This window comes from Streptomyces bicolor (assembly GCF_000719285.1).
GTDB classification, from domain to species: Bacteria; Actinomycetota; Actinomycetes; order Streptomycetales; family Streptomycetaceae; genus Streptomyces; species Streptomyces bicolor.
Genome location: NZ_JOFS01000034.1, coordinates 25,578 through 48,508 on the forward strand (window position 1 = coordinate 25,578; position 22,931 = coordinate 48,508).

A 22,931-nucleotide genomic window follows, 5' to 3' on the forward strand; every position below is an offset into this window, starting at 1 on the left:
GTCGGCGCGAACTCGCCGTCGACCGCCCGGGCCGCCCCGGCCCCCGCTCCCGCGCCAGTAACCTGGGGCGATGCTCAAGGAAGTCATCGCGACCCGCTACATCACGCCCCTGCGTGAGGGCGGCTCACTGCCGGGGCTCGTCGAGGCCGACGACTTCGGCACGTACGTCATGAAGTTCACCGGCGCCGGACAGGGCCGCAAGACACTGGTCGCCGAGATCGTCTGCGGTGAACTCGCCCGCAGGCTGGGCCTCAGGGTGCCCCGGCTGGTGACGGTGGAGCTCGACCCGGTGCTGGGGCTCGGCGAACCGGACCAGCAGGTCCAGGAGCTGCTCAGGTCCAGCGGCGGCACCAACCTCGGCATGGACTTCCTCTCCGGCGCCCTCGGCTTCGACCCCCTCGCCTTCGAGGTGAGCCCCGAGGAGGCCGGCCGCATCGTCTGGTTCGACGCCCTGGTGAACAACGTCGACCGGTCCTGGCGCAACCCCAACCTGCTGATGTGGCAGGGCGACCTGTGGCTCATCGACCACGGCGCGACCATGATCTGGCACCACAACTGGCCCGGGGCCGAGGCGTCGGCGGCGCGTCCGTACGACGCCTCCGACCACGCCCTCGTCACCTTCGCGCCCGATGTGCTCGGCGCCGCCGCCGAGTTGGCGCCGCTGGTCACCGAGGAGCTGCTCGCGGAGGTGACCGCCGAGATCCCGGACGCCTGGCTGGCCGGCGAACCGGGCTTCGACACACCCGACGATCTCCGACGGGCCTATGCGCGGCCCCTGCTCGCCCGCGCGGCCGTCGTCCACGAGCGCGTCACCGGAATCGAGGAGAGCAAGTGAGCGAGCGCCACATCCACATGGCCGGCCATGTGGTCGAACGCCACATCATCCGGGGCGGCGAGTCGAACGACCGGGACGTCTTCGAGTACGCCCTCCTGCGCGTCGTACCCCGCGTCGAACGCGGCGAGTGCATCAACGCGGGCGTGCTGGTGTACTGCCGGGCCCAGGGCTACGTCGGTGCCCGCACCCACCTCGACGAGGCGCGGCTGCTCGCCCTCGACCCGGCCGCGGACGTGGCCGGCGTCCGGGCCGCACTCGGGGCCGTCGAGAGCGTCTGCGGCGGCAGCGAGGCGGCGGGGCAGGCGGCCGGTGACGACGCCGGGCGGCGCTTTCGCTGGCTGATCGCGCCCCGCTCGACGGTCGTCCAGCCGGGGCCCGTACACACCGGGCTCACCACCGATCCGGCGGCCGAGGCGGAGCGGCTGCTCGATCGGTTGGTGAAGTGACGGACCAGGTAATGGATCACATGCGCGCGGTGGCCGTTGACACCGCGTGCCAGGACTTCTAGCGTCACGTCCATCGAAGGTACTAAGCGGTCGCTCACCCGAGGAGAGTCACTGATGTCCACCACTGAGCAGCGGGTCGCCGTAGTCACCGGCGGAGCGCGCGGCATCGGCGCCGCCACCGCCGTACGACTGGCCGCCGAGGGCCGCGCGGTCGCCGTGATCGACCTCGACGAGGCCGCCTGCAAGGACACCGTGGAGAAGATCACCGCGGCCGGCGGCAGGGCGATCGCGGTCGGCTGCGACGTCTCGGACGAGGCACAGGTCGAGGCGGCCGTCGCGCGGATCGCCGAGGAGCTCGGCGCCCCGACGATCCTGGTCAACAACGCGGGCGTGCTCCGTGACAACCTGCTGTTCAAGATGAGCGTCGCCGACTGGGACACCGTCATGAACGTGCACCTGCGCGGCGCCTTCCTGATGTCCAAGGCGTGTCAGAAGCACATGGTGGACGCGGGCTTCGGCCGTATCGTCAACCTCTCCTCGTCCTCGGCGCTCGGCAACCGCGGCCAGGTGAACTACTCCGCCGCCAAGGCCGGTCTGCAGGGCTTCACCAAGACCCTGGCCAAGGAACTCGGCAAGTTCGGCGTCACCGCCAACGCCGTCGCCCCCGGCTTCATCGCCACGGAGATGACCAAGGCCACCGCCGAACGCGTCGGCATGGGCTTCGAGGACTTCAAGGCCGCCGCCGCCACCCAGATCCCGGTCGCGCGCGTCGGCGAGCCGGAGGACATCGCCAACGCGATCGCCTTCTTCACGGGCGAAGCGGCCGGCTTCGTCTCCGGCCAGGTGCTGTACGTCGCCGGCGGACCGCTCGACTAGGGAACTGGGGACACACGGACATGACTGCACTGCCTGAACTCTCCGGCAAGGTCGCCCTCATCACGGGCGCCAGCCGTGGCATCGGCTACGGCGTCGCCGAGGCGCTCGTCGCCCGCGGCGACCGCGTCGTCATCACCGGCCGGGGCGAGGACGCCCTCAAGGAGGCCGTCGAGCAGCTCGGCGCCGACCGCGCGGTCTACGTGGCGGGCAAGGCGCACGACGAGGCCCACCAGGCCCTTGCCGTCGAGCGCGCCATGGAAGCCTTCGGCCGGGTCGACTACCTGGTCAACAACGCCGGCACCAACCCGGTGTTCGGGCCGCTCGCCGACCTCGACCTGGGCGTCGCGCGCAAGGTCTTCGAGACCAACGTGATCTCCGCGCTCGGCTTCGCGCAGAAGACCTGGCACGCCTGGCAGAAGGACAACGGCGGCGCGATCGTCAACATCGCCTCCGTCGCGGGCATCGCGCCCTCGCCGTTCATCGCCGCATACGGCGTGAGCAAGGCCGCCATGATCAACCTCACCCAGCAGATGGCGCACGAGTTCGCGCCCAAGGTGCGGGTGAACGCGATCGCCCCGGCCGTGGTGAAGACCAAGTTCGCGCAGGCCCTGTACGAGGGCCGGGAGGCCGAGGCCGCCGCTGCCTACCCGCTGGGCCGGCTGGGGGTGCCCTCCGACATCGGCGGCGCCGCCGCGTTCCTCACCTCCGATCAGTCCGACTGGGTCACCGGGCAGACGCTCGTCGTCGACGGCGGCATCTTCCTCAACGCCGGCGTCGGCTGACGCGCGGGACTCAGGACGCAGGCGCTGACGACACGGGCACCGCTGGACAACAGCGGTGCCCGTGTCGACGTATGGGGAGATCAACGGCCTTTGACAACGTAGTCACCGGGGAGGTGAGCAAGTGCTCATGAGACCGGAGGTCCACACGCCGGAACACTGCGGTATGTTTTGCCGACCCTTGGCATGGCAGATCGAGGAGCGTGCGCGTGTTCAACCGGATCCGACGCCTGCGGCAGGTGGCGGCCATCGCGTCCATATCGTCCCTGGTGGCAGGGTGCGGTGTCCTCTCGTCCGATTCGACGGAGGAGGAGGGGCCGATCGTGGTGGGGACGACCGCCGCCCCCAGCACCCTTGATCCCGCCGCGTCGTGGGACAGCTCCTGGGAACTGTTCCGCAACATTTACCAGACGCTGCTGAGCTACCCCTCCGGCGCCACCGAGCCCGAGCCCGACGCCGCCAAGAGCTGCCAGTTCACCGACAGCTCGAACATGAAGTACAAGTGCGAGCTGCGCGGGGGCCTGAAGTTCTCCGACGGGCACACGCTCGACGCGAAGGCGGTCAAGCACTCGATCGACCGGATCCGGAAGATCAAGGTCAACGGCGGCCCGGCCGGACTGCTGGGCAGCCTCGATCGGGTCCAGGTGCTGAACGACCGCGAGCTCGTCTTCCACCTGAACAGAGCCGACGCGACCTTCCCGTTCGTGCTCGCCACGCCCGCCATGTCGATCGTGGACCCCGAGGACTACCCGGCCGACAAGCTGCGCGAGGGCGACAGCATCGTCGGGTCCGGGCCGTACACCCTCGAGTCCTACGAGGAGGGCAAGCAGGCCGAGCTCGTCAAGTACAGCGGCTACCAGGGGTACGCGGAGCGGAAGAACGACGCGGTGACGATCCGGTACTTCCAGGACTCGCCCACCATGGTCGGCGCGCTGCGCGACAAGGAGCTCGACGTCGCCTTCCGTGGCCTCGCCGCCGACGACATCGTCGACCTCCAGGCCGACGACGAGGACGAACTCCAGCTGATCGAGGGCTCCGGCACCGAGATCAACTACCTGGTCTTCAACCCCAAGGACCCCATGGCCGGCAAGGAGGCCGTCCGCAAGGCCATCGCCCAGGTCGTCGACCGTCCGGCGATCGCCCACAAGGTCTACAAGGACACCGTCGAGCCGCTGTACTCCATGGTCCCCAAGGGCCTGACCGGACACACCACGGGCTTCTTCGACGACTACGGCGACCCCAGCAAGGCCAAGGCCCGCGAGATCCTCACCGACGCGGGCATCTCGACCCCGGTCCCGCTCACCCTCTGGTACACCAGCGACCGCTACGGCTCCGCCACCAAGGCGGAGTTCGAGGAGCTGAAGAGCCAGCTCGAGGCGTCCGGCCTCTTCGAGATCACCCTCAAGAGCCGCCCCTGGAAGACGTACGTCACCGGCTACCAGAACGGCGAGTACCCGGTGTTCGGCCGTGGCTGGTTCCCCGACTTCCCGGACGCGGACAACTTCATCGCGCCGTTCGTCGGCGAGCAGAACGCGCTCGGCACGCCCTACGTGGTGCCCAAGATCACCGAGACCCTGCTGCCCAACTCCCGCGCCCAGAGCGACCGGGCCAACGTGGTCAAGGACTTCGAGGACGCCCAGCGCATCCTCGTCGACGACGCGCGGCTGCTGCCGCTGTGGCAGGGCCGGCAGTACGTGGCCGCGAGCGCCGAGATCTCGGGTGCGGAGCGGGCGCTGGACCCGTCGACGATCATGATGGTGGGCGAGCTGTACCGGAAGACCAGCTGGTAGGAGCACGCTGCAAAGAGCACCAGGACCAGCCGGCGGGGACCCCCCGTCGGCTGGTGGCTTTTCGGGATGTGCGGTCCGCGGGGCGATTGTCAGTGGTCGCCTGTAGGTTCTGAGACCTGGAAACGACCTCTGGTCGTGGACCGCACATCGTCTGCCGCACATCGTAAGGAAGTTGACGTGACCGACATCGCCATGCTGCCCGAGTCCTGGCGCGGGGTTCTGGCCGACGAGCTTCAGCAGCCCTACTTCAAGGAGCTGACGGAGTTCGTCGAGGAGGAGCGGGCGAAGGGTCCCGTCTACCCGCCGCGCGAGGAGGTCTTCGCGGCGCTCGACGCGACGCCGTACGACAAGGTGAAGGTCCTGATCCTCGGCCAGGACCCGTATCACGGCGAAGGTCAGGGGCACGGCCTGTGCTTCTCGGTCCGTCCCGGAGTGAAGACGCCGCCCTCGCTGCGCAACATCTACAAGGAGATGAAGGAAGAGCTCGGCCACCCCGTCCCCGACAACGGCTATCTCATGCCGTGGGCCGAGCAGGGCGTCCTGCTGCTCAACGCGGTGCTGACGGTGCGCGGCGGCGAGGCGAACTCGCACAAGGGCAAGGGCTGGGAGAAGTTCACCGACGCCGTGATCCGGGCCGTGGCCGACCGTCCCGACCCCGCCGTGTTCGTGCTGTGGGGCAACTACGCCCAGAAGAAGCTCCCGCTCATCGACGAGACGCGGCACGTGGTGGTCAAGGGGGCGCACCCCTCGCCGCTGTCGGCGAAGAAGTTCTTCGGCTCCCGCCCCTTCACGCAGATCAACGCGGCGGTGGCCCAGCAGGGGCACGAGCCGATCGACTGGCGCATCCCGGACCTGGGCTGATCCGTCGCCGTCGCCGTCGCCGTCGCCGCGCGGGCCGGCGTGACGCCCGGGCGGGCTGGTGTCGTACGGAGCCGCCTGCCCCGGATCTCCGGTGAGGGCCGTTAGCGTCGGAGGGATCATCCGACGAGGGTCCGGAGGGCGCGGTGACGGAGCAACGTGAGCAGGCGGCGCCGGACGCGGTGCCGACGCGGATCGGACAGGTCGTCATGCTCCATCACGCGGGGGACCGGGAGGAGGCCCGGCGCCGGTTGCTCGACCTGTGGACGGAACTCGGGGAGGACGGCGACCCACTGCACCGGTGCACGCTGGCCCACTACCTGGCGGACACTCAGGACGACCCCTCGGACGAGCTGGCCTGGGATCTGCGGGCGTTGACCGAGGCGGAGGGGGCCGGGGGCGCGCCGGGTGTACGTGCGCTGTATCCCACGCTGCATCTGAATCTGGCGGCCGACTATGTGAAGCTCGGCCGCGCGGAGGCTGCGCGTGTGCATCTGCGGCGAGCGCGAGGGGCGGCGGGCGTGTTGGGGGACGACCGGTATGGGGACGGGGTGCGGGCGGAGATCCGGCGGTTGGAGGGGCGGTTGGGGGAGGGGGCGTAGACAGAGCGGGCCGGCGGCTGCGCGGCGGCCCGGCCCTGGCGTCTCCCCGTGCCCCTCACTGGCCGTACGTCTGCTCGCAGATCCTCGACTCCTGGCTGTCCGCCGGCCAACCGCCGTACTTCCTGCCCAGCGCGCACATGTCCGCGTTCTTCGGGGCCTCAGGACGGATCGGCTCCTGCGCGTCCGGGATCTTGACCGGCGGCCGCTTCGGGGCGTCGGCGCCGGGGCGGTGGGCTTGCGGGTGTGGGCGCCGGGGCGGGGGCTCGTGCCCTGGTGGTGGGGCAGCGGGGGACATGGCGTGTGCGGTCGATGGCGTGGGGTCTGGGCGGCGGGACGGGCCGATGAGGGTCAGGGCCTCGCGAGCCGGCGACTGCACGACCGGTCGCTCCGTCGGCCCGCTCGGTCGGGGCGCCGGTGGCTGCGACGGTGTCGGCGCCGGTGGGCGGGGCGTCGCCGGGCGCTGGACCGTCGTACAGCCGGCGAGGGCCGAGACGGCCACGGTGACCAGGAGCGTTGCGGTGGTCGTCGTTCGATGCACGCGCGCAACTCTGGTGGGTCCCGCGGCCGTTGGGAGACCGGACGAGCGGAGGTTGATCCACACGGGTGATCTCTGACCCCGTACGGGCGGCGCACCCCCGCGCCGGCTGACGTCAGTCGCCCGTGGCGCCGTCGACGCGCTCGCGGACCAGGTCGGCGTGGCCGTTGTGGCGGGCGTACTCCTCGATCATGTGGGTGATGATCCAGCGCAGGTTGAAGGGCTCACCCGACCTGCTCCTGCCCTTGGAGATGTCGTCCAGCGCGAAGCCGGCCGCGTTGCGACGGGCGTTCTCGATCTCCCGCTGCCACGTGGTGTGCGCCTCTTCCCAGGTGTCGGCCTCGGTGAAGTGGAAGTCGCCGTCCGGGTCCTCTTCGTTGCAGTAGAGCACTCCGAGGTCCTCGCCCAGGAGGATCTCGTGGAACCAGAACCGCTCCACCTCGGCCATGTGCCGCACCAGCCCCATCAGGGTCAGCTCGGACGGCTCCACGGAGGCGGTCCGGAGCTGGGCGTCGGTCAGGCCTTCGCACTTCCACGCAAGGGTCTGCCGGTGGTAGTCCAGCCAGCCCTCCAGCATGGTGCGCTCGTCGGCGGTGGTGTCGGGCTCATGGCGTTCGATTGTCATGCCCGCAATCCTTGCTCAACTGAGGCCGGATCGACAGGAGTTTTCCCGTTCGCCGGGCTCAGCGGCCGAACATCCCGTCGAGCAGCTCGCGCAGCCCCGCCCGCAGCTCCTCCAGGCTCGGCACCTCCGCGCTGTAGGACCCGGCCACGCAGCTGAACATCAGCCCGTCCGCCCAGGCCACCAGGGACAGCACATGCCGGGCCGGGTCGGTCGACCCCATCGCGGTAACCAGGGCGGAGAGCTGGTCGCGGAAGCGGGCGCCCGTGGCGTCGAAGTAGGCGCGCAGCTCGGGGCGGCGGGTCGCCTCCAGCGCCAGTTCGTAGCGCGCGAGGGTCAGTTCGCGGCCACCGGTGAGGGCGCGGTGCGTCGCCAGGGCCAGGCCGGCCACGAGTGAGTCGAGTCCGCCGCGCGGATCCGGCATCTCCTCCAGCGCCAGGACGCGCGCCTCGCGGTCGGCGAGCCGCCGCACCGCAAGCTCCAGCAGCGCCTGCCGGGTGCGGGCGAGGTTCGAGGTGGAGCCCTGGGGCAGGCCGGCAGCCTCGTCGACCGCCCGGTGCGTGAGCCCGCGCATTCCGCGCTCGGCGAGCAGGGCGAGGGCCGTGTCGGCGACGAGATCGGCGCGGGAGCCGCCGGAGGTGCGTTCGGACATGGAGATCAACCTACCCGTGACACTACGCCTGTAGTACAGTCGACGTACTGTTTCACTACAGCTGTAGTAACCGTATGTACGGGCAGGTCCTGTACGAGGAGGAGCCATGGCACAGCCCAGGCGGGCCGTCGTGATCGGCGGCGGCATCGGCGGTCTGACCGCGGCGGCCGCACTGCACCGAGGCGGCTGGGACGTCGTCGTACTGGAGCGGGCCCCGTCCCTGGAGCCGGTCGGCGCGGCCATCTCGCTCGCGCCCAACTCCCTGCGCGCGCTGGACGTCATCGGGCTCGGCGACGAGATCCGCGACCTCGCGGCGTGGCAGGGCGACGGAGGTCTGCGCACCCCGTCCGGGCGCTGGCTCTCCCGCATGGACGCCGACGCCGTGGCCGAACGCTTCGGTGGCCCTCTCGTCCTGCTGCACCGGGCCACCCTCATCAACAGCCTCGCCGCACGACTCCCCGCCGAGGCGGTCCGTACCGCAGTCGCCGCGACCGTCGCCGACCCGGGCGACGCCGACCGGCCCGCACGCGTGAGCACCCCGGACGGCGACCTGGAGGCCGACCTCGTGGTGGCCGCCGACGGCATCCGGTCCGCCGTACGCCGGGCGCTGTTCCCGGACCACCCCGGGACCGTGTACTCCGGGTTCACCACCTGGCGGGTCGTCATCCCGGTGCCCGGCGTCGAGTTCGCCTCGCACGAGACCTGGGGCCCGGGCCGCATCTGGGGCTCGCATCCGCTCAAGGACGGCCGGGTCTATGCGTACGCGGCGGCGATGACCCCCGCCGGAGAGCGCGCTCCGGACGACGAGAAGGCGGAACTGCTGCGCCGATTCGGCGACTGGCACGACCCGATCCCCGCGATCCTCGCCGCCGCCCGCCCCGAGGACGTCCTGCGTCACGACGTCCGCCACATCGCCGAGCCGCTGCCCGCCCACCACCGGGGCCGGGTCGCCCTGATCGGCGACGCCGCGCACGCCATGCCGCCGACGCTGGGGCAGGGCGGCAACCAGGCCATCGAGGACGCGGTCGTCCTGGCCGCGTACTGCGACGACCTCGCCGCGTACACGGCGGCCCGCCTCCCGCGTACGTCCGCCATCGTCCGCCAGGCCGTCCAGGTCGGCCGGCTGAACATGATGACCGGCCGCGCCGGCATCGCCGTACGGAACACCATGCTCGCCGCGCTGTCCAGGGCCGCGCCCCAGCTGGTCCTGCGGGGCTTCGAGTCCATCGCCGACTGGTGGCCGCCGCAGGCGCCGTATGCTGCCGGGAAGACCCCCGCAGGCAACCGCCAGAGGAGAACACCCCGTGAAGGTCGGCTGCATCGGACTCGGTGACATCGCGCAGAAGGCCTACCTGCCGGTGCTCGGCGTTCAGCCCGGGGTCGAACTGCATCTGCAGACCCGTACCCCCGCGACCCTCGCCCGGGTCGCCGACGGCCTCCACCTCCCGGCGGGGCAGCGGCACGAGGACCTCGACTCGCTCCTCGCCCAGGGTCTCGACGCCGCCTTCGTGCACGCGCCCACCGTCGCCCATCCGGAGATCGTGACCCGGCTGCTGGAGGCGGGCGTTCCGACGTACGTCGACAAGCCGCTCGCGTACCGGCTCGCCGAGTCCGAGCGGCTGGTGGCGCTCGCCGAGCGGCGCGACGTGAGCCTCGCCGTCGGCTTCAACCGGCGGTTCGCCCCCGGCTATGTGCAGTGCGCCGACCATCCGCGCGAGCTGATCCTGATGCAGAAGAACCGGATCGGACTGCCCGAAGAGCCGCGCTCGATGATCCTGGACGACTTCATCCACGTCGTGGACACGCTGCGCTTCCTGGTGCCCGGCCCCGTCGACGACGTGACCGTGCGCGCCCGCGTCAAGGGCGGGCTACTGCACCATGTCGTGCTGCAGCTCGCCGGGGACGGCTTCACCGCGCTCGGCGTGATGAACCGGCTCAGCGGCTCGGCCGAGGAGGTTCTGGAGGTGTCCGGGCAGGACACCAAGCGTCAGGTCATCAATCTCGCCGAGGTCGTCGACCACAAGGGCCAGCCGACCGTGCGGCGGCGCGGGGACTGGGTGCCGGTGGCCCGGCAGCGCGGCATCGAGCAGGCGGTGCTCGCGTTCCTCGACGCCGTGCGCGCGGGCAAGGTCCTCAGCGCCCGGGACGCGCTGGCGACCCATGAGCTGTGCGAGCGGGTCGTGCGGGCGGTTCAGGAACGGGCCGCCTGAGCCGCAGGGTCCGCAGGCCTTCGCCCACCCACCACGCGGCCATGATCAGCAGCGCCGCGTACACCGGCCACTCTCCGAAGCGGACGTACGGCGTGGTGCCGTCGGCCAACGGCACCTCGTAGACCGAGCTCGTGCTCACGCTCGTGTCCAACCAGGATCCGATGCGCTGCCCGCTCGGGCCGTACACGGCGGAGACGCCGGTCAGCGTCGCGTGCACCATCGGGCGGCCGGTCTCGGCGGCGCGCAGTGCGGCGAGCGAGGCGTGCTGCTCGGGGGCCCAGCTCTGCTGGAACGTCGAGGTCGCGGACTGGGCGATCAGGACTTCGGCGCCGTGGTCGGCGAGGTTGCGGCTCATGTCGGAGAACGCGGACTCGAAGCAGACCATCGGGCCGATGCGCAGCCCCTGCCCGGCGTCCATCACGACCTGCTCGGTGCCGCGCCTGCGGTCCTCGGCCGCCGCCTCGCCCACGGAGGTCGCCCAGCCGAGCAGCGACCGGGCCGGTATGTACTCGCCGAAGGGGACCAGCCGCATCTTGTCGTAGCGGGCGCCGGTCGGGCCGTCCGGGCCGACCAGGATCGAGCTCTTGTAGATACCGGGCTTGTCCGAGCGCCGCGCGTCCACGTTGACCAGGATGTTCGCCCCCGTCTCACGCGACAGCGCCGCGAGTCGCCGTGCGAAGTCGGGCCGGTCGTCGAGGTCGTAGCCGACGCTGCTCTCGCCCCAGACGACCAGGTCGACGTCCTGACCGGCCAGCTCGCGGGTGAGCTGCTCCTCCCGGTCGAAACGCCGCTCGGCCTTGCCGGCGCCCTGGATGACACCCGGCTGTACGACGGCGACGCGGACCCGGTCGTCGATGTCGGGGCGCGGGGACCACACCCAGGCGGCCGACGTGACGACGGCGGTGGCGACCAGCCCCGCCACCGCCGGCACCCAGGCCTTCCGCACTGCCACGAGCACCGCGGCCGCGACATTGACGGCCACCACCAGGAAGCTGATCAGCCAGACCCCGCCCACGGAGGCGAGCCGCAGCGCGGGCTCCACCTCCCACTGACTGGAGCCGAGCACGCCCCACGGCCCGCCGAGCCCCTGCCAGGAGCGGATCAGCTCGATCAGCAGCCAGCCCGAGGGCAGGACGACGAGGGCCGCCGCGACCCGGCCCGCGGACGGTCTCCCGGCCAGGAAGCGGCGCACCAGCCACCCCCAGGGGGCCCACAGCGCGCCGAGCAGGGCGGCGATGACGAACGTGAACACATGGAGGTTCGGCAGCAGCCAGTGGTGCATGGCCAGCATGAAGCCGAACCCGCCCCACCAGCCGTCGTACAGCGCCCGCTTCCCGGTCTGTGCGGAGCGCAGCAGCGCGATCCACGGGACCAGGGCGACGTACGCGAACCACCACAGCGACGGCTCCGGGAAAGCGAGCACGGGCAGCGCACCGGCCAGCGCGGCAGCGGTCGAGCGCCGCCACGGCGAGGCGAGCCAGTCGCTGATCGTCTTCATGCGGCGTCTCCCTACCCCGAGGTCCTTCCAGTGTGCTCGCAGGCACTGACAGTGGGACAGTGGACGTCCGCTCAGTCGATCACCGCGGGCGCGGTCCGCTCGGGCAGACGGCGCCATTTCTCCTGTACCACCACCTCGCGCAGCCGCCAGCCGTCATACGTCCGCAGCAGCCCGAAGGAGTACCGGCCGCCGCACACGAAGTCGGGGGCCGAGGAGCCCTCGCCGTTTTCGGCGAACCGCATGGGATTGACGTAGTCGGCCCGGACACGGGCCGTGTCGCCGGTGTCCTGCTCCAGGATCCCGAAGCGCACCCGGCGGTTGACGATGAGGTGCTGGCGCATCGAGAACAGCCGCATGCTCTGCGCGAGCCACCCGGCGACCTGTCCGGCGTCCCCCTCGATACCGCCGGCCGAGCGGTAGTCCGCGCGCCCGTCGGGGGAGAACAGGCTTCGGTACGCCGTCCAGTCGCCGTCGTCCACGGCCACCGCGTAGTCCGTGATCAGTTCGTCGACCGCAAGCCGGTCCCTCAGGGTGGCGAGTTCCACACGCTGCGTCATCGGCTCAGTGTTGGGCATGAGATGAGCTGAGCCAAGAGGGCGTGCAGTGATATTCGGTGGATGCCGGCGGAGCAGGCGTGGAGGCTGTCCTCCGTGAACGAACAGAACGACCAGCCCGTCCCGCCCGTCGAGCAGGAACCCAGGTTCCGCATACGCGCGCACCACACCGAAGACACGGTCACCGTCTACCAGGCCTACGCTCCCGGGATCGGCCGGGCGGCGGCCCGCGACGGTCGCTTTCCGTCATCCTGGAGCCGCGAGCGCATGACCTGGATCAAGCCGTCGTTCCTCTGGATGATGTACCGCTGCGGCTGGGCCACGAAAGCGAACCAGGAGACCGTCCTCGCCGTCGAGATCAGCCGGGAGGGATTCCTCTGGGCGCTGCGCCACGCGTGTCTCTCTCACTACGTCCCCGTCCTGCACGGTGACCAGGCCGCCTGGAAGCGGCAGTTGAGGGTGGCGCCCGCGCGCGTGCAGTGGGATCCGGAGCGCGATCTGCACCTCAACCCCTTGCCGTACCGGTCCCTGCAACTGGGGCTCTCCGGGGAGGCGGCCGCCCGGTACGCGGACGAGTGGATCGTCGGCATCGAGGATGTGACTGCGCTCGCCACGGAGGTCCACGCGTGTGTGCGGGCCGGGGAACTGGAGCGTGCCGCGGAGCTGTTGCCGCAGGAGCGGCCCTATCCGCTGGACGATGACGTCCTCGCGCATTTGCGGGCGTAGAGGCGGCCGGGCGTCAACCGGTGCGGTCCGCCGCGGGGTTCGGGCTTCAAGCCGCCTCGATGACGTTCCCGCGGATGGCGGCCGCCCACTCGACCACCAACAGCTCGTACTCCGCGCGCTCCTGAGCCGACAGCGAGCCGCCGGCACGCAGCCACAGCGCGCGTATCTCCTCGTTCACCTCGGCAGCAGACCGCACGGAACCAGGGTCTAAGGAATGGGGGGACATGCGGGCAAGCCTAGGGGCAAGCACTGACAGTGCGCTACCGGACGGCTACGCACAACCTATGTGATTGGTCACGGATTTGGTGGCGGGTGCGTACTGACTGATGGGTCAGTTGGCCCGTCGTCGTCGCATCGGTGATGCGTGCGTACGTGTGACACGGCGTTTGTGTGACCCTCCGCTGCGGCACTGAAGCGGTCGTGATCGATATGTACGCCCGCGCGCTTACCCCGACCTGACACGTCTGCCTCAATGTCGTGTCACGCGGGCCTTTGGGGAGCCGGTCGTTCGACATGCCGCTCACCCTCACGCTCCCCGCCGCACTCGACACCTGGCGGGAAACGGACACCCGCACCCTTCTGACCTGGGTGGGACCGGCCAACAAGATCCGGTTCCTGCTACCTGCGGCGGTGTACCGACCGGGAGGCGACGGGACACCCGAAGAGCCGCCCGGCACCTACCGGGAATACCTGACGTACCTGCGCGAACACTCCCGGCACGGGGCCACATGGCGGGACGAGAAGCCCCTCACCGTCGACGGCAGGGCCGCGACCCTGCTCACCGGCACCACCGAAGGCCCCCTCGACGGGTCCCTCGGCTGCCCCAAGGCCGATGGGAACGCCGACAGGGACTGCTACGGGCTTCAGCCGGAGTACGAGTTGCGGGTCGCCGTCATCGACGCACCCGGCCGGCCCCTGCTGGCGTGGTCCACCATCGACACCACCCGGCCTCAGGACCGCACGGTCGCCTTTCCCCGGTTCGAGGGCATGCTGCGCACCCTCGAGTTCCGCTAGGCAGTGGTTCCGGTCGGGGTTGGCTCATCCAGCCCGGGAAGGACGATCCGTCCTGGTGCGCATCAGCAGCCGGGCGCAGCTTGAATGCCCCTGCTCTGTGCTCACACACGTGGGCTGACTGTCGGAGTCTGTGTTCGCTGGGTTGTGGCAGTGGGGGCGTGGGTGAGACGGGCGCGTAGGCGGGCCGCGTCCTGGCCGGGTGGGAGGCCGTAGACGCTGCGGTACTCGCGGTTGAACTGGGTGGCGCTCGCGTATCCGACCGCCTGCGCGATCTGGGCCGCGGTGGCGTCGCCGACGACCAGGCGCCGCCGTGCCTCCTGCAGACGCAGGTGCCTCTGGTACTTGAGCGGGCTCATGCCGGTGGCCGCTTTGAAGTGCCGGTGCAGGCCGGCGGGGCTCATGTGTGCCACGGCGGCGATCTCGTCGATGCTGAGCGGCTCGGTGTAGCGGGCGCAGATCCACCGGGCCACCTCCCGCATCCGGGTCGTGGTCGAGTCGGCCAGCGACCACTGGCGCAGGACGGGGCCGAGGGAGCTGCGCAGCAGCCGGTAGAGGATCTCGCTCTCGACACGGGCGGCGAGGGGGCGGATGTCGTCGGGGGTGTCGAGGAGCCGGACATAGCGGGTGAGCGCGTCGACGAGTTCCGGTGTCATCGGCGCGATCACCTGTGGCTCGATCGTCGACAGGGTCGCCGGGGCTGTCTCGTGCAACTCGACGAGAAGTTGGGTGAGCGCCTGGTGGTCGAAGCGCAGGACGGCGGAGCGGTAGGGCGCCTCCTCCACCGCGATGGTGACGGGCAGGTCGATGGTGGTGAACAGCATCTCGCCGGCGTGCGCGACATGGCTGAGCTCCCCCGTGGTGGTGCGTTTCGAGCCGCCGGCGACGAAGCAGATCATCGGATCCTCCAGCCGGTCGGTGGGCTCGATGGGCTCGTCGAGCGCGACGAGGGTGAGCCGAGGGACCGCAGTGGCCGAGCCCACTCCCACGAAGTGCCGCTCGATGGCCGCGGAAAGTCGGTCCAGCACGACACCCTCCTTGCTTGAGAGGATCAGGCAATTCTATGGGATCCGTGCCCCATGACCCCTGGGTGCCGTGTCCCTAGCGTTGAGGACATGGCACAACGCACCACCGAACTCGCCGAGCGCCCCCTCGGCGGTCAGGGCCTCGAGGCCGGCGCCGATCGGTCCGGGAACGATGGACATGACGCATTGCGGTCACCCAGTCGGCGCCGGCTTGGCCGCGCGCGCTGTCGGCTCAGCCACGGCAAGGCCGTACTCGACGTCCCGCTGAGCTGAGCGGGTGGTACGGCGTTTCCCTTGGTCGTGCGGTTGAGAGTGCCGGTAGACAATCCATGTGAATTCGGGCGGTTCGGGCTCTGTCGCCAAGAAGGCGCGCCAGACAGAAACGCTGCGCGTGGGCACCGCGAACTTCGCCGCGGACTCGACACCGCGGATTTGGCACCGCGGATTTGGCCCCACCAGTAGTGCCGTCGTCCTGCCCCGTATGGCCCCGCTCAGGAGGGCCGCCCCCCCTGCTCCCTGCGGCCCGCAGCAGCGTGGCCGTTCATCGAAAGGCTTGAACCATGACCCGTCGTCTTGAAGGAACCGTCGCCCTGGTCACCGGGGCCTCCAGCGGTATCGGTCACGCCACCGCTCTGGAGCTTGCCCGAGAGGGCGCCTCCGTGGCCCTGGTCGGCCGGCGCGAGGACCGGCTCACCGACCTCGCCGGGGAAATCAGCACCGTCGGCGGTAAGGCACTGGTCGTGCCCGCCGACATCACCACCGCCGAGGCCGCCGCGGAAGCGGTCGAGCGGACCGTCGAGAACCTGGGCCGCCTGGACGTCCTGGTCAACAACGCCGGCCTCATGCTGCTCGGCCCTGCCCCTGGCGCGGACCTGAACGACTGGCGGCGCATGATCGACATCAACCTGATGGGCCTCATGTACACCACCCACGCGGCCACCCCTCACCTGGTCAAGGCGGCCGCCGAGGCGCCGCGTCAGGTGGCCGACATCGTCAATATCGGCTCGCTCGCCGGCCGCAACGCGTACGCCATGTCCGCCGTGTACAGCGCCACCAAGTTCGGGGTCGGAGCCTTCAGTGAGTCGCTGCGCCAGGAACTGGCGGCCCGGCACGTCCGGGTGTCCGTCGTCGAGCCGGGCAGCGTCGACACCGAGCTGCGCACGCACAACCCCGAAGTCGTCCAGCAGCACATTTCCGCCGCCCTGAGGGACATCGAACGGCTGCAGAGCCAGGACATCGCCGACACCGTCGGCTACATCGTCACCCGCCCCCGGCACGTGGCCGTCGCCGAACTGCTCGTACGCCCCACCGAGCAGGTCTGACCACCAGGCCCATGGTCAACCACCACACAACCGAGGAGTCATCATGGCTGCCGACACCACCTCCGCTCCGCTCACGAGAGCCCAGACCATCGTCCGTATCTGCCTGCTACTGACGACCGCCATCATCGTCGCCGGTGCCGGGCTGCAAATAGTGCGGGGAGCCGCGGAGGGCGATGCCACCGCGGACCACATCCACCGCTTCATGGCAGGCGTCTACATCGGCTGGGCTCCCCTGTTCTTCTGGGCGGCGGCAACGATCCGCTCGCAGGGTGTGCTGGTCTACTTCCTGGCCGTTCCGGTCTTCCTCGGGGCGCTCGGGCGGGTGCTGTCCATCGCCCTGAACGGCCTTCCCGTCAGACCGGCGGAATTCCTCTCCTTCGGCGCCTTGGAGATCGTCATCGCGTTCGTCATCGTCTGGGCGCACTCCACGGCACTCAGAACCAGACGGATGCCGGCCGTCGCCTGACGTACTGGACACGGGCGCTCAGCGTCAATCACGGAGACCTGGTGCGCCGCGCCGTAGGCATCCTCACCTTGCCGGTTCCCGGCCTGCCCATCCGCGCCGACACGATCGACCACCCGCACTTCCCGACAAGGCCATCGACATGACCAACATGACCCCGCAACGAACAGGCCGCTGCCGCCTCTGCAGGCCCTCGCAGGAGCCGAACGACTACACCCTGTTCCTGCGGCAGTGGGTGCGCTCACCGGCCCGCTTGGGGGCCATCGTGCCCAGCTCGCGGCACCTGGCCGAGGCGGTCTGCGCGCCGGTGCCCGAGCGGGGCGAGCCCGTCGTGGTGGAACTGGGTGCCGGCACCGGACCGTTCACCGCCGAGATCCAGCGCCGGCTCGGCGGGCGCGGCCGTCACCTGGCCGTCGAGATCGATCCGCTCCTCGCCCGGCGTCTGCGTGACCGCCACCCGGGGGCGGAGGTGATCCAGCGCGATGCCGTGCACCTGCGCCATCTGCTGGCCGAGCGTGGCATGGAGAGGGCCGACGTGGTGGTCAGCGGCCTGCCCTGGGCACTCTTTCCTCCCGCCACCCAACACCGGCTCCTGGACGCGACAGCCGCGGTGCTCGCCCCGGCGGGTGCCTTCACGGCGTTCACCTACCTCCACGCCGTTCCCCTTACGCCGGCCCGCCGGTTTCGCGATCTGCTGGCCGACCGCTTCGAGGAAGTCGTCCCCAGTCGCACCATATGGCGCAACACACCCCCGGCCTTCGTCCTCCACGCCCGCAGACCCCGCACATGACCCCCGCTTCCGTTGTGGTGAAGGCTCGGGCAACGGGGTCGTTCAGCTGAGTCAAGGGTGGGCGCGACCCACTTGGGGTCAGGACGGTGATCAATCCCAGGCCGGATCGCGGGCGGCCTCACCGAAGGGCAGGCCGCCCGCGCTTGCTGAACCACGGTCCGGCCGGGCCGGTCAGCCCGCCGACTCCGCCGCGTGCGGACTGAGGACACCCGCTGCCACGAGGACGATGATGACGATGCCGAGTGCGATGCGGTACCAGACGAACGGCATGAAGCTCTTGGTCGAGATGAACTTCATGAACCAGGCGATGACCGCGTAGCCGGACGCGAAGGCGATCACCGTGGCGAAGATCGTCGGGCCCCAGGAGACATGGTCGTTCTCCATCGCGTCCTTGAGCTCGAAGAGGCCGGAGGCGAGGACCGCCGGGATCGCGAGGAGGAAGGAGTACCGGGCCGCGGCCTCGCGGTTGTAGCCCATGAAGAGGCCGCCGCTGATGGTGGCGCCGGAGCGGGAGACGCCGGGGATGAGGGCCATGGCCTGGCACAGACCGTAGATGAGGCCGTCCCGTACGTTCAGGTCCTCGAGGCCCTTGCGCTGCTTGGCGGCGCGGTGCCGGCCGCCCGACTCGTCGCGGGCCGCCAGCCGGTCGGCGACGCCGATGATGATGCCGACGACGATCAGCATCGTCGCCGTGAGGCGCAGATCGCGGAACGGACCCTCGATCTGCTCCTTGAGCGTCAGGCCGAGCACACCGATCGGGATCGAGCCGACGATCACCAGCCAGCCCATCTGCGCGTCGTGGTCGCGTCGCATCTCCTTGCTGGTCAGCGACTTCAGCCACGCCGAGATGATCCGCCCGATGTCCTTGCGGAAGTAGATCAGCACCGCGGTCTCGGTGCCGATCTGGGTGATCGCCGTGAAGGCCGCGCCGGGGTCCTCCCAGCCCGAGAACGCCGCGGTCAGCCGCAGATGCGCGCTGGAGGACACGGGGAGGAACTCGGTCAGCCCCTGGACGAGTCCGAGGATGAGCGATTCAAACCAAGACATGAAGTTACGGAGTCCAAGTGCTGATCGTGGCAAGGGATGAGGGGGACACCGCGTCGGCGGCGCAGTGATCGCGAGTGTCGAGGGGCAGCGTAGCGCCCCGCGATGACAGCTCCGGCACAGGGGGCTCGGCGGAAGCTCGCCGCCTCCGTCCATACCGGTGTTGACCTGCGGCGGGGCCGCCGTTTACGTTGCTGCGGACTGAAAGCGCTTGCTGTCCACATCGAAGCGCCTCGCCCGTGCCCGTCTTCCCGGAGGAGTCCGATCCCGTCCATGGCCACATCCGAGACCGCTCCAGGCACGGACCGTTCCCAGCCCGCCCCGCTCGCCGGCCGCCGCATCCGGGTCGCCGTGATCGGCACCGGCGCCATCGCACGCGACTCCCACCTGCCCGCGCTCACCAGGCTCGCGGAAGAGGGGGAGACGGAGCTGGTCGCCGCCGTGGACATCGACGCGGGGTCGGTGGAGGGCTTCTGTGCGGAGGCGGAAGCGGTGGCGGCCGCGGCCGGCGCCGGCGCACCCGGTCCCTACACCGATCTCGACCGGATGCTCCAAGAGCAGCGGCCCGACCTCGTCACCATCTGCACCCCGCCCACGCTGCACCGCGACCAGACCGTCGCCGCGCTGCGCGCCGGCGCCTGGGTGTGGTGCGAGAAGCCGCCCGTGCCGAGCCTCGCCGACTTCGAGGCCGTGGAGGCGGAGGAGGGCAAGGACGGCGGACCGTACGCCTCGATCGTCTTCCAGCACCGCTTCGGCTCGGGCACCCGGCACGTACGGCGGCTGCTGGCCGAGCGGGCCATGGGCCGGCCGCTCGTCGCGCACTGCCAGACCACCTGGTACCGCGACACCGCCTACTACGCCGTGCCCTGGCGAGGCCGCTGGCGGACCGAGGGCGGTGGTCCCGCGATGGGACACGGCATCCATCAGATGGATCTGCTGCTGGACCTGCTCGGACCGTGGAGCGAGGTGCGGGCCATGGCCGGCCGGCTGGTGCACGACGTGGAGACGGAGGACGTCTCGACCGCCCTCGTACGTTTCGCGAACGGTGCGATGGCGACCGTCGTGAACAGCGTGCTGAGCCCTGACGAGGTCAGCCGCATCCGCATCGACTGCGAGCGGGCCACGGTCGAACTCACCCACCTGTACGGCCACCGCAACGACGACTGGCGCATCACCCCGGCCCGCGAAGTGCCCGCCGTCGAGGCCGCGGCCTGGCAGGACTTCGGTGCGGACGTGCCCAGTTCGCATCTGGAGCAGCTTCGGGAACTGGTCGCGAGCATGCGCGCGGGGGAGCGGCCGCGCAGTAGTGGCGCCGACGGGCGGTCGAGTCTGGAGCTGATCGCCGCGCTGTACAAGTCGGCGTTCACGGATGCGACCGTGCGGGCGGGTGAGATCGGTCCCGGCGATCCCTTCCACGCGGCCATGCACGGGGACGCGCCGGGATGGGCCCCCGTCGTGGGGGAGCAGGGCGTTGCCGACGGGGAGGCCGCCGCGTGACCGGGCTGCACCTCGCCCATGCGTACGGCGAGCGCATCATCGTGACCGAGCCGGTCGGCGGGGTCGAACTGCTCGCCTACGTCTACCGGCCGGAGGCGGCCTGGGAGGCCCCCAAGCCGTACGTCCACCCGCTGCGCACGCTCGCCGGCGACGTCGTCACCGACTACCGGCCCAACGACCACCGCTGGCACAAGGGCCTGTCGCTCACGGCCTCGCATCTGTCGGGGGCGAACCTGTGGGGCGGCAATTCCTACGTCCATGGGCAGGGGTATCTCGAACTCCCCGAGCGCGTCGGGTCGATGGCGCACGTCGCCTTCGATGAAGTCTCCTCGGACGGTGACCGTGTCGTCATCGCCGAGCGCCTGACCTGGCATCCCCGCAGTGGTGAGCTGTGGGCCGACGAGCGGCGCCGGGTCGAGGTGCACGATGTCGAACCGGAGTCCGGCTCATGGGCCCTGACCTGGACGAGCGCCGTGACGAACCGGCGTGACGAGCCGCTGCGGTTCGGCAGCCCCACCACGGCCGGACGTGAGATGGCCGGTTACACCGGTCTGTTCTGGCGTGGCCCGCGCGCCTTCCAGGGCGGGCGGATCATCGCCCCTGACGCCGAGGGTCCCGATCTGATGGGCGAGCAGTCGCCCTGGCTGGCCTACTCCGGCGAGCACGACGGCACCGACGGCCACGCGACCCTCGTCTTCGCGCATGCTCCCGAGAACGACCACGCCGGCGACCGGGGTGCCCACCCCGCCCACTGGTTCGTACGCAACGAGCCCTTCGCGGGCGTGGCACCGTCCTGGGCGTTCCACGACGAGCTGGAACTGGCGCCCGGCGACACGCTCACCCGCCGCTACCGGGTCGTCGTGGCCGACGGGGTGTGGGAGCGGGCCGAGATCGCCAAGTATCTGCAGACGCATCCCTGGTGATGAGCACGACGGCGCCGGGCACGATCGCCTGACAGGGCGGCCGACTCACGCCGCCGCGGGCCCCGCCACCGTCCATCCGGGCGCCTGGGGGTGGGCCGTGAGGTCCTCGTGGTGCACCGGGTCGCCGCAGGCCTGGCAGGTGACGACCGGGACCAGCTCGTTGCCGCAGATGTGCTCGATCACCATGGGGCGGTCGTCGTCCTGGCGGAGATGGCGGTCGCCCCAGGCCATGAGGGTCATCAGGACCGGCTCCAGCTCGAGCCCCGCCTGGGTGGGCCGGTACTCGAATCGCTGAGGGCGCTCGCTGTAGGTGCGCTTGCTCAGGATGCCGGCGTCGACGAGGCGGCGCAGCCGGGTGGCCAGGATGTCGCGCGGGGCGCCGATGTTGCGCACGAGCTGGTCGAACCGGCCGTTGCCGAGGCACACCTCGCGCAGGACGAGCAGGGAGTACTTCTCGCCGACGAGCGCCAGGGCGTCGGCGATGGAACAGGGGCGCGGGTCTTTGGTGGCGGCCATGCCGCTCAGTCTAGGGGAGGGTTCGACTTTCCAACTTAACGGGTTTGATTTTCCAACCTGGCACGTTATGGTGAGTTTGGATTTCCTACTCACCGGTAATCGCGCGAGTCACCACACTGGCCCGCGCACCGGACACCACACCGCCCGCGCGCCGGTCATCGACCCGGCGGCCAAGGAGGCCCGCATCATGCGTGACGCAGTGATCGTCGAAGCCGTACGCACCCCGATAGGCAAGGGCAAGCCGAACGGCTCCCTGGCGCACGTCCATCCCGTTCAGCTCCTCGCCCATACCCTGCGCACCCTCGTCGAGCGCTCCGGCGTCGACCCGGCCCTGATCGACGACGTCATCGGCGGCACCGTCGACCAGGTCGGCGAGCAGGCCATGAACACCACCCGCTACGCGGCCCTGTCGGCGGGCTTCCCGGAGTCGGTCCCGGCGACCACCGTGGACCGCCAGTGCGGCTCGTCCCAGCAGGCCGTGCACTTCGCCGCCCAGGGCGTCATCTCGGGCGCGTACGACCTGGTCGTCGCGTGTGGCGTCGAGTCGATGAGCCGGGTGCCGATGTGGTCGAACGTGCCGCCCGGCAAGGACCCCTTCGGCCCCGGCATCGCCGAGCGCTACCCGGAGGGCCTCGTCCCGCAGGGCATCAGCGCCGAGCTGATCGCCGCCAAGTGGTCCATCACGCGCGAGCAGATGGACGCGTTCGCGGTCTCCTCGCACCGCAAGGCCGCCGAGGCCTGGGAGAAGGGGCTGTTCGACGCCGAGGTCGCTCCCCTGGAGGGCGTCTCGCGCGACGAGTGCGTACGGCCGGGCAGCACCGTCGAGGCCCTCGCCGGCCTGAAGCCCGCTTACCACGACCCGGCCTTCGCCGAACGCTTCCCGCAGATCGAGTGGAACGTCACCGCGGGCAACGCCAGCCCCATCAACGACGGCGCCTCCGCCGTGCTCATCACCTCCGGCGAGACGGCGGCACGACTCGGCCTGCGCCCCCTGGCCCGGCTGCACAGCTTCGCCGTCACCGGCTCCGACCCCCTCCTCATGCTCACGGGAGTCGTCCCGGCGACCGAGAAGGTGCTGCGCAGGGCACGGCTGAGCCTCGACGACATCGACCTCTTCGAGGTCAACGAGGCCTTCTCCAGCGTCGTGCTGGCCTGGCAGCAGGAGACCGGCGCCGATCTCGCCAAGGTCAACGTGCACGGCGGCGCGATCGCCCTCGGCCACCCGCTGGGCGCGAGCGGCACCCGTCTGACGACGACCTTGGTCCATGCGATGAGCGAGCGCGGCGCCCGCTATGGCCTGCAGACGATGTGCGAGGCGGGAGGTCTCGCCAACGCGATGATCATCGAGTCGGTCTGA

The 22,931-nt window shown here is 70.5% G+C and carries 27 protein-coding genes; 18 read left to right on the forward strand and 9 right to left on the reverse strand.

Translation table 11 applies throughout. The features are described 5' to 3' along the window. Window positions 1-70 precede the first annotated feature (70 nt). From IF78_RS0134420 to IF78_RS0134450, 7 genes are all read left to right on the forward strand, one after another. On the forward strand, window positions 71-835 hold the full coding sequence (locus IF78_RS0134420) for a HipA family kinase (protein WP_031486487.1): 765 nt from the start codon (window positions 71-73) through the stop codon (window positions 833-835). Further along, window positions 832-1,281: a DUF3037 domain-containing protein gene (locus IF78_RS0134425; RefSeq protein WP_031486488.1), complete on the forward strand. Its 450-nt coding sequence runs from the start codon at window positions 832-834 to the stop codon at window positions 1,279-1,281. The genes IF78_RS0134420 and IF78_RS0134425 overlap by 4 nt, the downstream gene beginning before the upstream one ends. A 114-nt stretch (window positions 1,282-1,395) precedes the next feature. Beyond that, on the forward strand, window positions 1,396-2,157 hold the full coding sequence (gene fabG / locus IF78_RS0134430; protein ID WP_031486489.1) for a 3-oxoacyl-ACP reductase FabG: 762 nt from the start codon (window positions 1,396-1,398) through the stop codon (window positions 2,155-2,157). Window positions 2,158-2,177: 20 nt separating this feature from the next. Continuing rightward, window positions 2,178-2,939 carry an SDR family oxidoreductase gene (locus IF78_RS0134435; RefSeq protein WP_031486490.1) on the forward strand — a complete coding sequence of 254 codons (762 nt, stop codon included), beginning with the start codon at window positions 2,178-2,180 and terminating at the stop codon, window positions 2,937-2,939. A gap of 206 nt (window positions 2,940-3,145) precedes the next feature. Next, entirely contained in the window at window positions 3,146-4,726 is a 1,581-nt protein-coding gene (locus IF78_RS0134440) for an ABC transporter substrate-binding protein (RefSeq protein WP_031486491.1), read from the forward strand. Between the two features lie 177 nt (window positions 4,727-4,903). After that, the gene (locus IF78_RS0134445) at window positions 4,904-5,587 is read left to right on the forward strand and encodes a uracil-DNA glycosylase (RefSeq protein WP_031486492.1); all 684 of its coding nucleotides are present in this window, start codon (window positions 4,904-4,906) and stop codon (window positions 5,585-5,587) included. Window positions 5,588-5,730: 143 nt separating this feature from the next. Further along, window positions 5,731-6,186, forward strand: coding sequence for a hypothetical protein (locus tag IF78_RS0134450; RefSeq protein ID WP_031486493.1), 456 nt, complete (start codon window positions 5,731-5,733; stop codon window positions 6,184-6,186). Window positions 6,187-6,241: 55 nt separating this feature from the next. Here the strand turns inward: IF78_RS0134450 and IF78_RS0134455 are convergent, their stop codons facing one another. The 3 genes from IF78_RS0134455 to IF78_RS0134465 form a co-directional block, all read right to left on the reverse strand. Then, entirely contained in the window at window positions 6,242-6,724 is a 483-nt protein-coding gene (locus IF78_RS0134455) for a hypothetical protein (RefSeq protein ID WP_031486494.1), read from the reverse strand. A 112-nt stretch (window positions 6,725-6,836) separates the two neighbouring features. Next, window positions 6,837-7,346: a DinB family protein gene (locus IF78_RS0134460; RefSeq protein ID WP_031486495.1), complete on the reverse strand. Its 510-nt coding sequence runs from the start codon at window positions 7,344-7,346 to the stop codon at window positions 6,837-6,839. Between the two features lie 58 nt (window positions 7,347-7,404). Next, on the reverse strand, window positions 7,405-7,995 hold the full coding sequence (locus IF78_RS0134465) for a TetR/AcrR family transcriptional regulator (protein ID WP_031486496.1): 591 nt from the start codon (window positions 7,993-7,995) through the stop codon (window positions 7,405-7,407). A gap of 106 nt (window positions 7,996-8,101) precedes the next feature. On the opposite strand from IF78_RS0134465, the gene IF78_RS0134470 reads away from it, so the two are divergent. Both IF78_RS0134470 and IF78_RS0134475 read left to right on the forward strand, forming a co-directional pair. After that, window positions 8,102-9,328 (forward strand): FAD-dependent monooxygenase, encoded by a 1,227-nt coding sequence (locus IF78_RS0134470; RefSeq protein ID WP_051828376.1) that lies wholly within the window; start codon window positions 8,102-8,104, stop codon window positions 9,326-9,328. Then, a complete protein-coding gene (locus IF78_RS0134475) occupies window positions 9,300-10,205 on the forward strand; it encodes a Gfo/Idh/MocA family protein (protein ID WP_031486498.1) in 906 nt (301 codons plus the stop codon). Before IF78_RS0134470 ends, IF78_RS0134475 begins: the two co-directional genes overlap by 29 nt. Here the strand turns inward: IF78_RS0134475 and lnt are convergent. Together lnt and IF78_RS0134485 are read right to left on the reverse strand one after the other, a co-directional pair. Continuing rightward, window positions 10,129-11,703, reverse strand: a complete 1,575-nt coding sequence (lnt, locus tag IF78_RS0134480) for an apolipoprotein N-acyltransferase (RefSeq protein ID WP_031486499.1) — start codon at window positions 11,701-11,703, stop codon at window positions 10,129-10,131. The two genes, IF78_RS0134475 and lnt, sit on opposite strands and share 77 nt — an antisense overlap. 71 nt (window positions 11,704-11,774) lie before the next feature. Next, window positions 11,775-12,260, reverse strand: coding sequence for a nuclear transport factor 2 family protein (locus IF78_RS0134485; protein ID WP_031486500.1), 486 nt, complete (start codon window positions 12,258-12,260; stop codon window positions 11,775-11,777). Between the two features lie 93 nt (window positions 12,261-12,353). Here IF78_RS0134485 and IF78_RS0134490 point away from each other — a divergent pair, with 93 nt between their 5' ends. Continuing rightward, window positions 12,354-12,983: a DUF4291 domain-containing protein gene (locus IF78_RS0134490; protein WP_031486501.1), complete on the forward strand. Its 630-nt coding sequence runs from the start codon at window positions 12,354-12,356 to the stop codon at window positions 12,981-12,983. Between the two features lie 46 nt (window positions 12,984-13,029). Here the strand turns inward: IF78_RS0134490 and IF78_RS46760 are convergent, their stop codons facing one another. Beyond that, window positions 13,030-13,209 (reverse strand): hypothetical protein, encoded by a 180-nt coding sequence (locus IF78_RS46760; protein ID WP_078662686.1) that lies wholly within the window; start codon window positions 13,207-13,209, stop codon window positions 13,030-13,032. Window positions 13,210-13,496: 287 nt separating this feature from the next. Here IF78_RS46760 and IF78_RS0134500 point away from each other — a divergent pair, with 287 nt between their 5' ends. Further along, complete coding sequence (locus IF78_RS0134500) at window positions 13,497-13,997, forward strand: hypothetical protein (RefSeq protein WP_031486502.1); 501 nt, start codon at window positions 13,497-13,499, stop codon at window positions 13,995-13,997. A 101-nt stretch (window positions 13,998-14,098) separates the two neighbouring features. Here the strand turns inward: IF78_RS0134500 and IF78_RS0134505 are convergent, their stop codons facing one another. Next, window positions 14,099-15,022, reverse strand: a complete 924-nt coding sequence (locus tag IF78_RS0134505) for an AraC family transcriptional regulator (RefSeq protein ID WP_051828378.1) — start codon at window positions 15,020-15,022, stop codon at window positions 14,099-14,101. An 87-nt stretch (window positions 15,023-15,109) separates the two neighbouring features. On the opposite strand from IF78_RS0134505, the gene IF78_RS48625 reads away from it, so the two are divergent. The 4 genes from IF78_RS48625 to IF78_RS0134520 all read left to right on the forward strand — a co-directional run bounded on the left by IF78_RS48625 (window position 15,110) and on the right by IF78_RS0134520 (window position 17,594). After that, window positions 15,110-15,292, forward strand: a complete 183-nt coding sequence (locus IF78_RS48625; RefSeq protein WP_158751562.1) for a hypothetical protein — start codon at window positions 15,110-15,112, stop codon at window positions 15,290-15,292. 287 nt (window positions 15,293-15,579) lie between these two features. After that, complete coding sequence (locus IF78_RS0134510) at window positions 15,580-16,341, forward strand: SDR family NAD(P)-dependent oxidoreductase (RefSeq protein WP_031486504.1); 762 nt, start codon at window positions 15,580-15,582, stop codon at window positions 16,339-16,341. A gap of 43 nt (window positions 16,342-16,384) precedes the next feature. Next, the gene (locus IF78_RS0134515) at window positions 16,385-16,807 is read left to right on the forward strand and encodes a DUF4345 domain-containing protein (RefSeq protein ID WP_031486505.1); all 423 of its coding nucleotides are present in this window, start codon (window positions 16,385-16,387) and stop codon (window positions 16,805-16,807) included. Between the two features lie 139 nt (window positions 16,808-16,946). After that, on the forward strand, window positions 16,947-17,594 hold the full coding sequence (locus tag IF78_RS0134520) for a class I SAM-dependent methyltransferase (protein ID WP_234439925.1): 648 nt from the start codon (window positions 16,947-16,949) through the stop codon (window positions 17,592-17,594). A 171-nt stretch (window positions 17,595-17,765) separates the two neighbouring features. Here IF78_RS0134520 and IF78_RS0134525 read toward each other — a convergent pair whose 3' ends face one another. Next, on the reverse strand, window positions 17,766-18,641 hold the full coding sequence (locus tag IF78_RS0134525; RefSeq protein WP_031486507.1) for an undecaprenyl-diphosphate phosphatase: 876 nt from the start codon (window positions 18,639-18,641) through the stop codon (window positions 17,766-17,768). Window positions 18,642-18,911: 270 nt separating this feature from the next. Here IF78_RS0134525 and IF78_RS0134530 point away from each other — a divergent pair, with 270 nt between their 5' ends. Both IF78_RS0134530 and IF78_RS0134535 read left to right on the forward strand, forming a co-directional pair. Further along, entirely contained in the window at window positions 18,912-20,135 is a 1,224-nt protein-coding gene (locus IF78_RS0134530; protein WP_037641904.1) for a Gfo/Idh/MocA family protein, read from the forward strand. After that, window positions 20,081-21,058, forward strand: coding sequence for a DUF6807 domain-containing protein (locus IF78_RS0134535; RefSeq protein WP_107050071.1), 978 nt, complete (start codon window positions 20,081-20,083; stop codon window positions 21,056-21,058). The genes IF78_RS0134530 and IF78_RS0134535 overlap by 55 nt, the downstream gene beginning before the upstream one ends. 45 nt (window positions 21,059-21,103) lie before the next feature. Here IF78_RS0134535 and IF78_RS0134540 read toward each other — a convergent pair whose 3' ends face one another. Then, complete coding sequence (locus tag IF78_RS0134540) at window positions 21,104-21,574, reverse strand: winged helix-turn-helix transcriptional regulator (protein WP_031486510.1); 471 nt, start codon at window positions 21,572-21,574, stop codon at window positions 21,104-21,106. 187 nt (window positions 21,575-21,761) lie between these two features. On the opposite strand from IF78_RS0134540, the gene IF78_RS0134545 reads away from it, so the two are divergent. Then, window positions 21,762-22,931 (forward strand): thiolase family protein, encoded by a 1,170-nt coding sequence (locus IF78_RS0134545; protein ID WP_031486511.1) that lies wholly within the window; start codon window positions 21,762-21,764, stop codon window positions 22,929-22,931.

Bases quoted from the DNA above. Each gene is read 5' to 3' on its own strand.
- IF78_RS0134420 (WP_031486487.1), top strand. From the start codon at position 71: ATGCTCAAGGAAGTCATCGCGACCCGCTACATCACGCCCCTGCGTGAG.
- fabG (WP_031486489.1), top strand. From the start codon at position 1,396: ATGTCCACCACTGAGCAGCGGGTCGCCGTAGTCACCGGCGGAGCGCGC.
- IF78_RS0134435 (WP_031486490.1), top strand. From the start codon at position 2,178: ATGACTGCACTGCCTGAACTCTCCGGCAAGGTCGCCCTCATCACGGGC.
- IF78_RS0134460 (WP_031486495.1), bottom strand. From the start codon at position 7,346: ATGACAATCGAACGCCATGAGCCCGACACCACCGCCGACGAGCGCACC.
- IF78_RS0134465 (WP_031486496.1), bottom strand. From the start codon at position 7,995: ATGTCCGAACGCACCTCCGGCGGCTCCCGCGCCGATCTCGTCGCCGAC.
- IF78_RS0134470 (WP_051828376.1), top strand. From the start codon at position 8,102: ATGGCACAGCCCAGGCGGGCCGTCGTGATCGGCGGCGGCATCGGCGGT.
- lnt (WP_031486499.1), bottom strand. From the start codon at position 11,703: ATGAAGACGATCAGCGACTGGCTCGCCTCGCCGTGGCGGCGCTCGACC.
- IF78_RS0134485 (WP_031486500.1), bottom strand. From the start codon at position 12,260: ATGACGCAGCGTGTGGAACTCGCCACCCTGAGGGACCGGCTTGCGGTC.
- IF78_RS46760 (WP_078662686.1), bottom strand. From the start codon at position 13,209: ATGTCCCCCCATTCCTTAGACCCTGGTTCCGTGCGGTCTGCTGCCGAG.
- IF78_RS0134500 (WP_031486502.1), top strand. From the start codon at position 13,497: ATGCCGCTCACCCTCACGCTCCCCGCCGCACTCGACACCTGGCGGGAA.
- IF78_RS48625 (WP_158751562.1), top strand. From the start codon at position 15,110: ATGGCACAACGCACCACCGAACTCGCCGAGCGCCCCCTCGGCGGTCAG.
- IF78_RS0134510 (WP_031486504.1), top strand. From the start codon at position 15,580: ATGACCCGTCGTCTTGAAGGAACCGTCGCCCTGGTCACCGGGGCCTCC.
- IF78_RS0134515 (WP_031486505.1), top strand. From the start codon at position 16,385: ATGGCTGCCGACACCACCTCCGCTCCGCTCACGAGAGCCCAGACCATC.
- IF78_RS0134520 (WP_234439925.1), top strand. From the start codon at position 16,947: ATGACCAACATGACCCCGCAACGAACAGGCCGCTGCCGCCTCTGCAGG.
- IF78_RS0134525 (WP_031486507.1), bottom strand. From the start codon at position 18,641: ATGTCTTGGTTTGAATCGCTCATCCTCGGACTCGTCCAGGGGCTGACC.
- IF78_RS0134530 (WP_037641904.1), top strand. From the start codon at position 18,912: ATGGCCACATCCGAGACCGCTCCAGGCACGGACCGTTCCCAGCCCGCC.
- IF78_RS0134535 (WP_107050071.1), top strand. From the start codon at position 20,081: ATGGGCCCCCGTCGTGGGGGAGCAGGGCGTTGCCGACGGGGAGGCCGC.
- IF78_RS0134540 (WP_031486510.1), bottom strand. From the start codon at position 21,574: ATGGCCGCCACCAAAGACCCGCGCCCCTGTTCCATCGCCGACGCCCTG.
- IF78_RS0134545 (WP_031486511.1), top strand. From the start codon at position 21,762: ATGCGTGACGCAGTGATCGTCGAAGCCGTACGCACCCCGATAGGCAAG.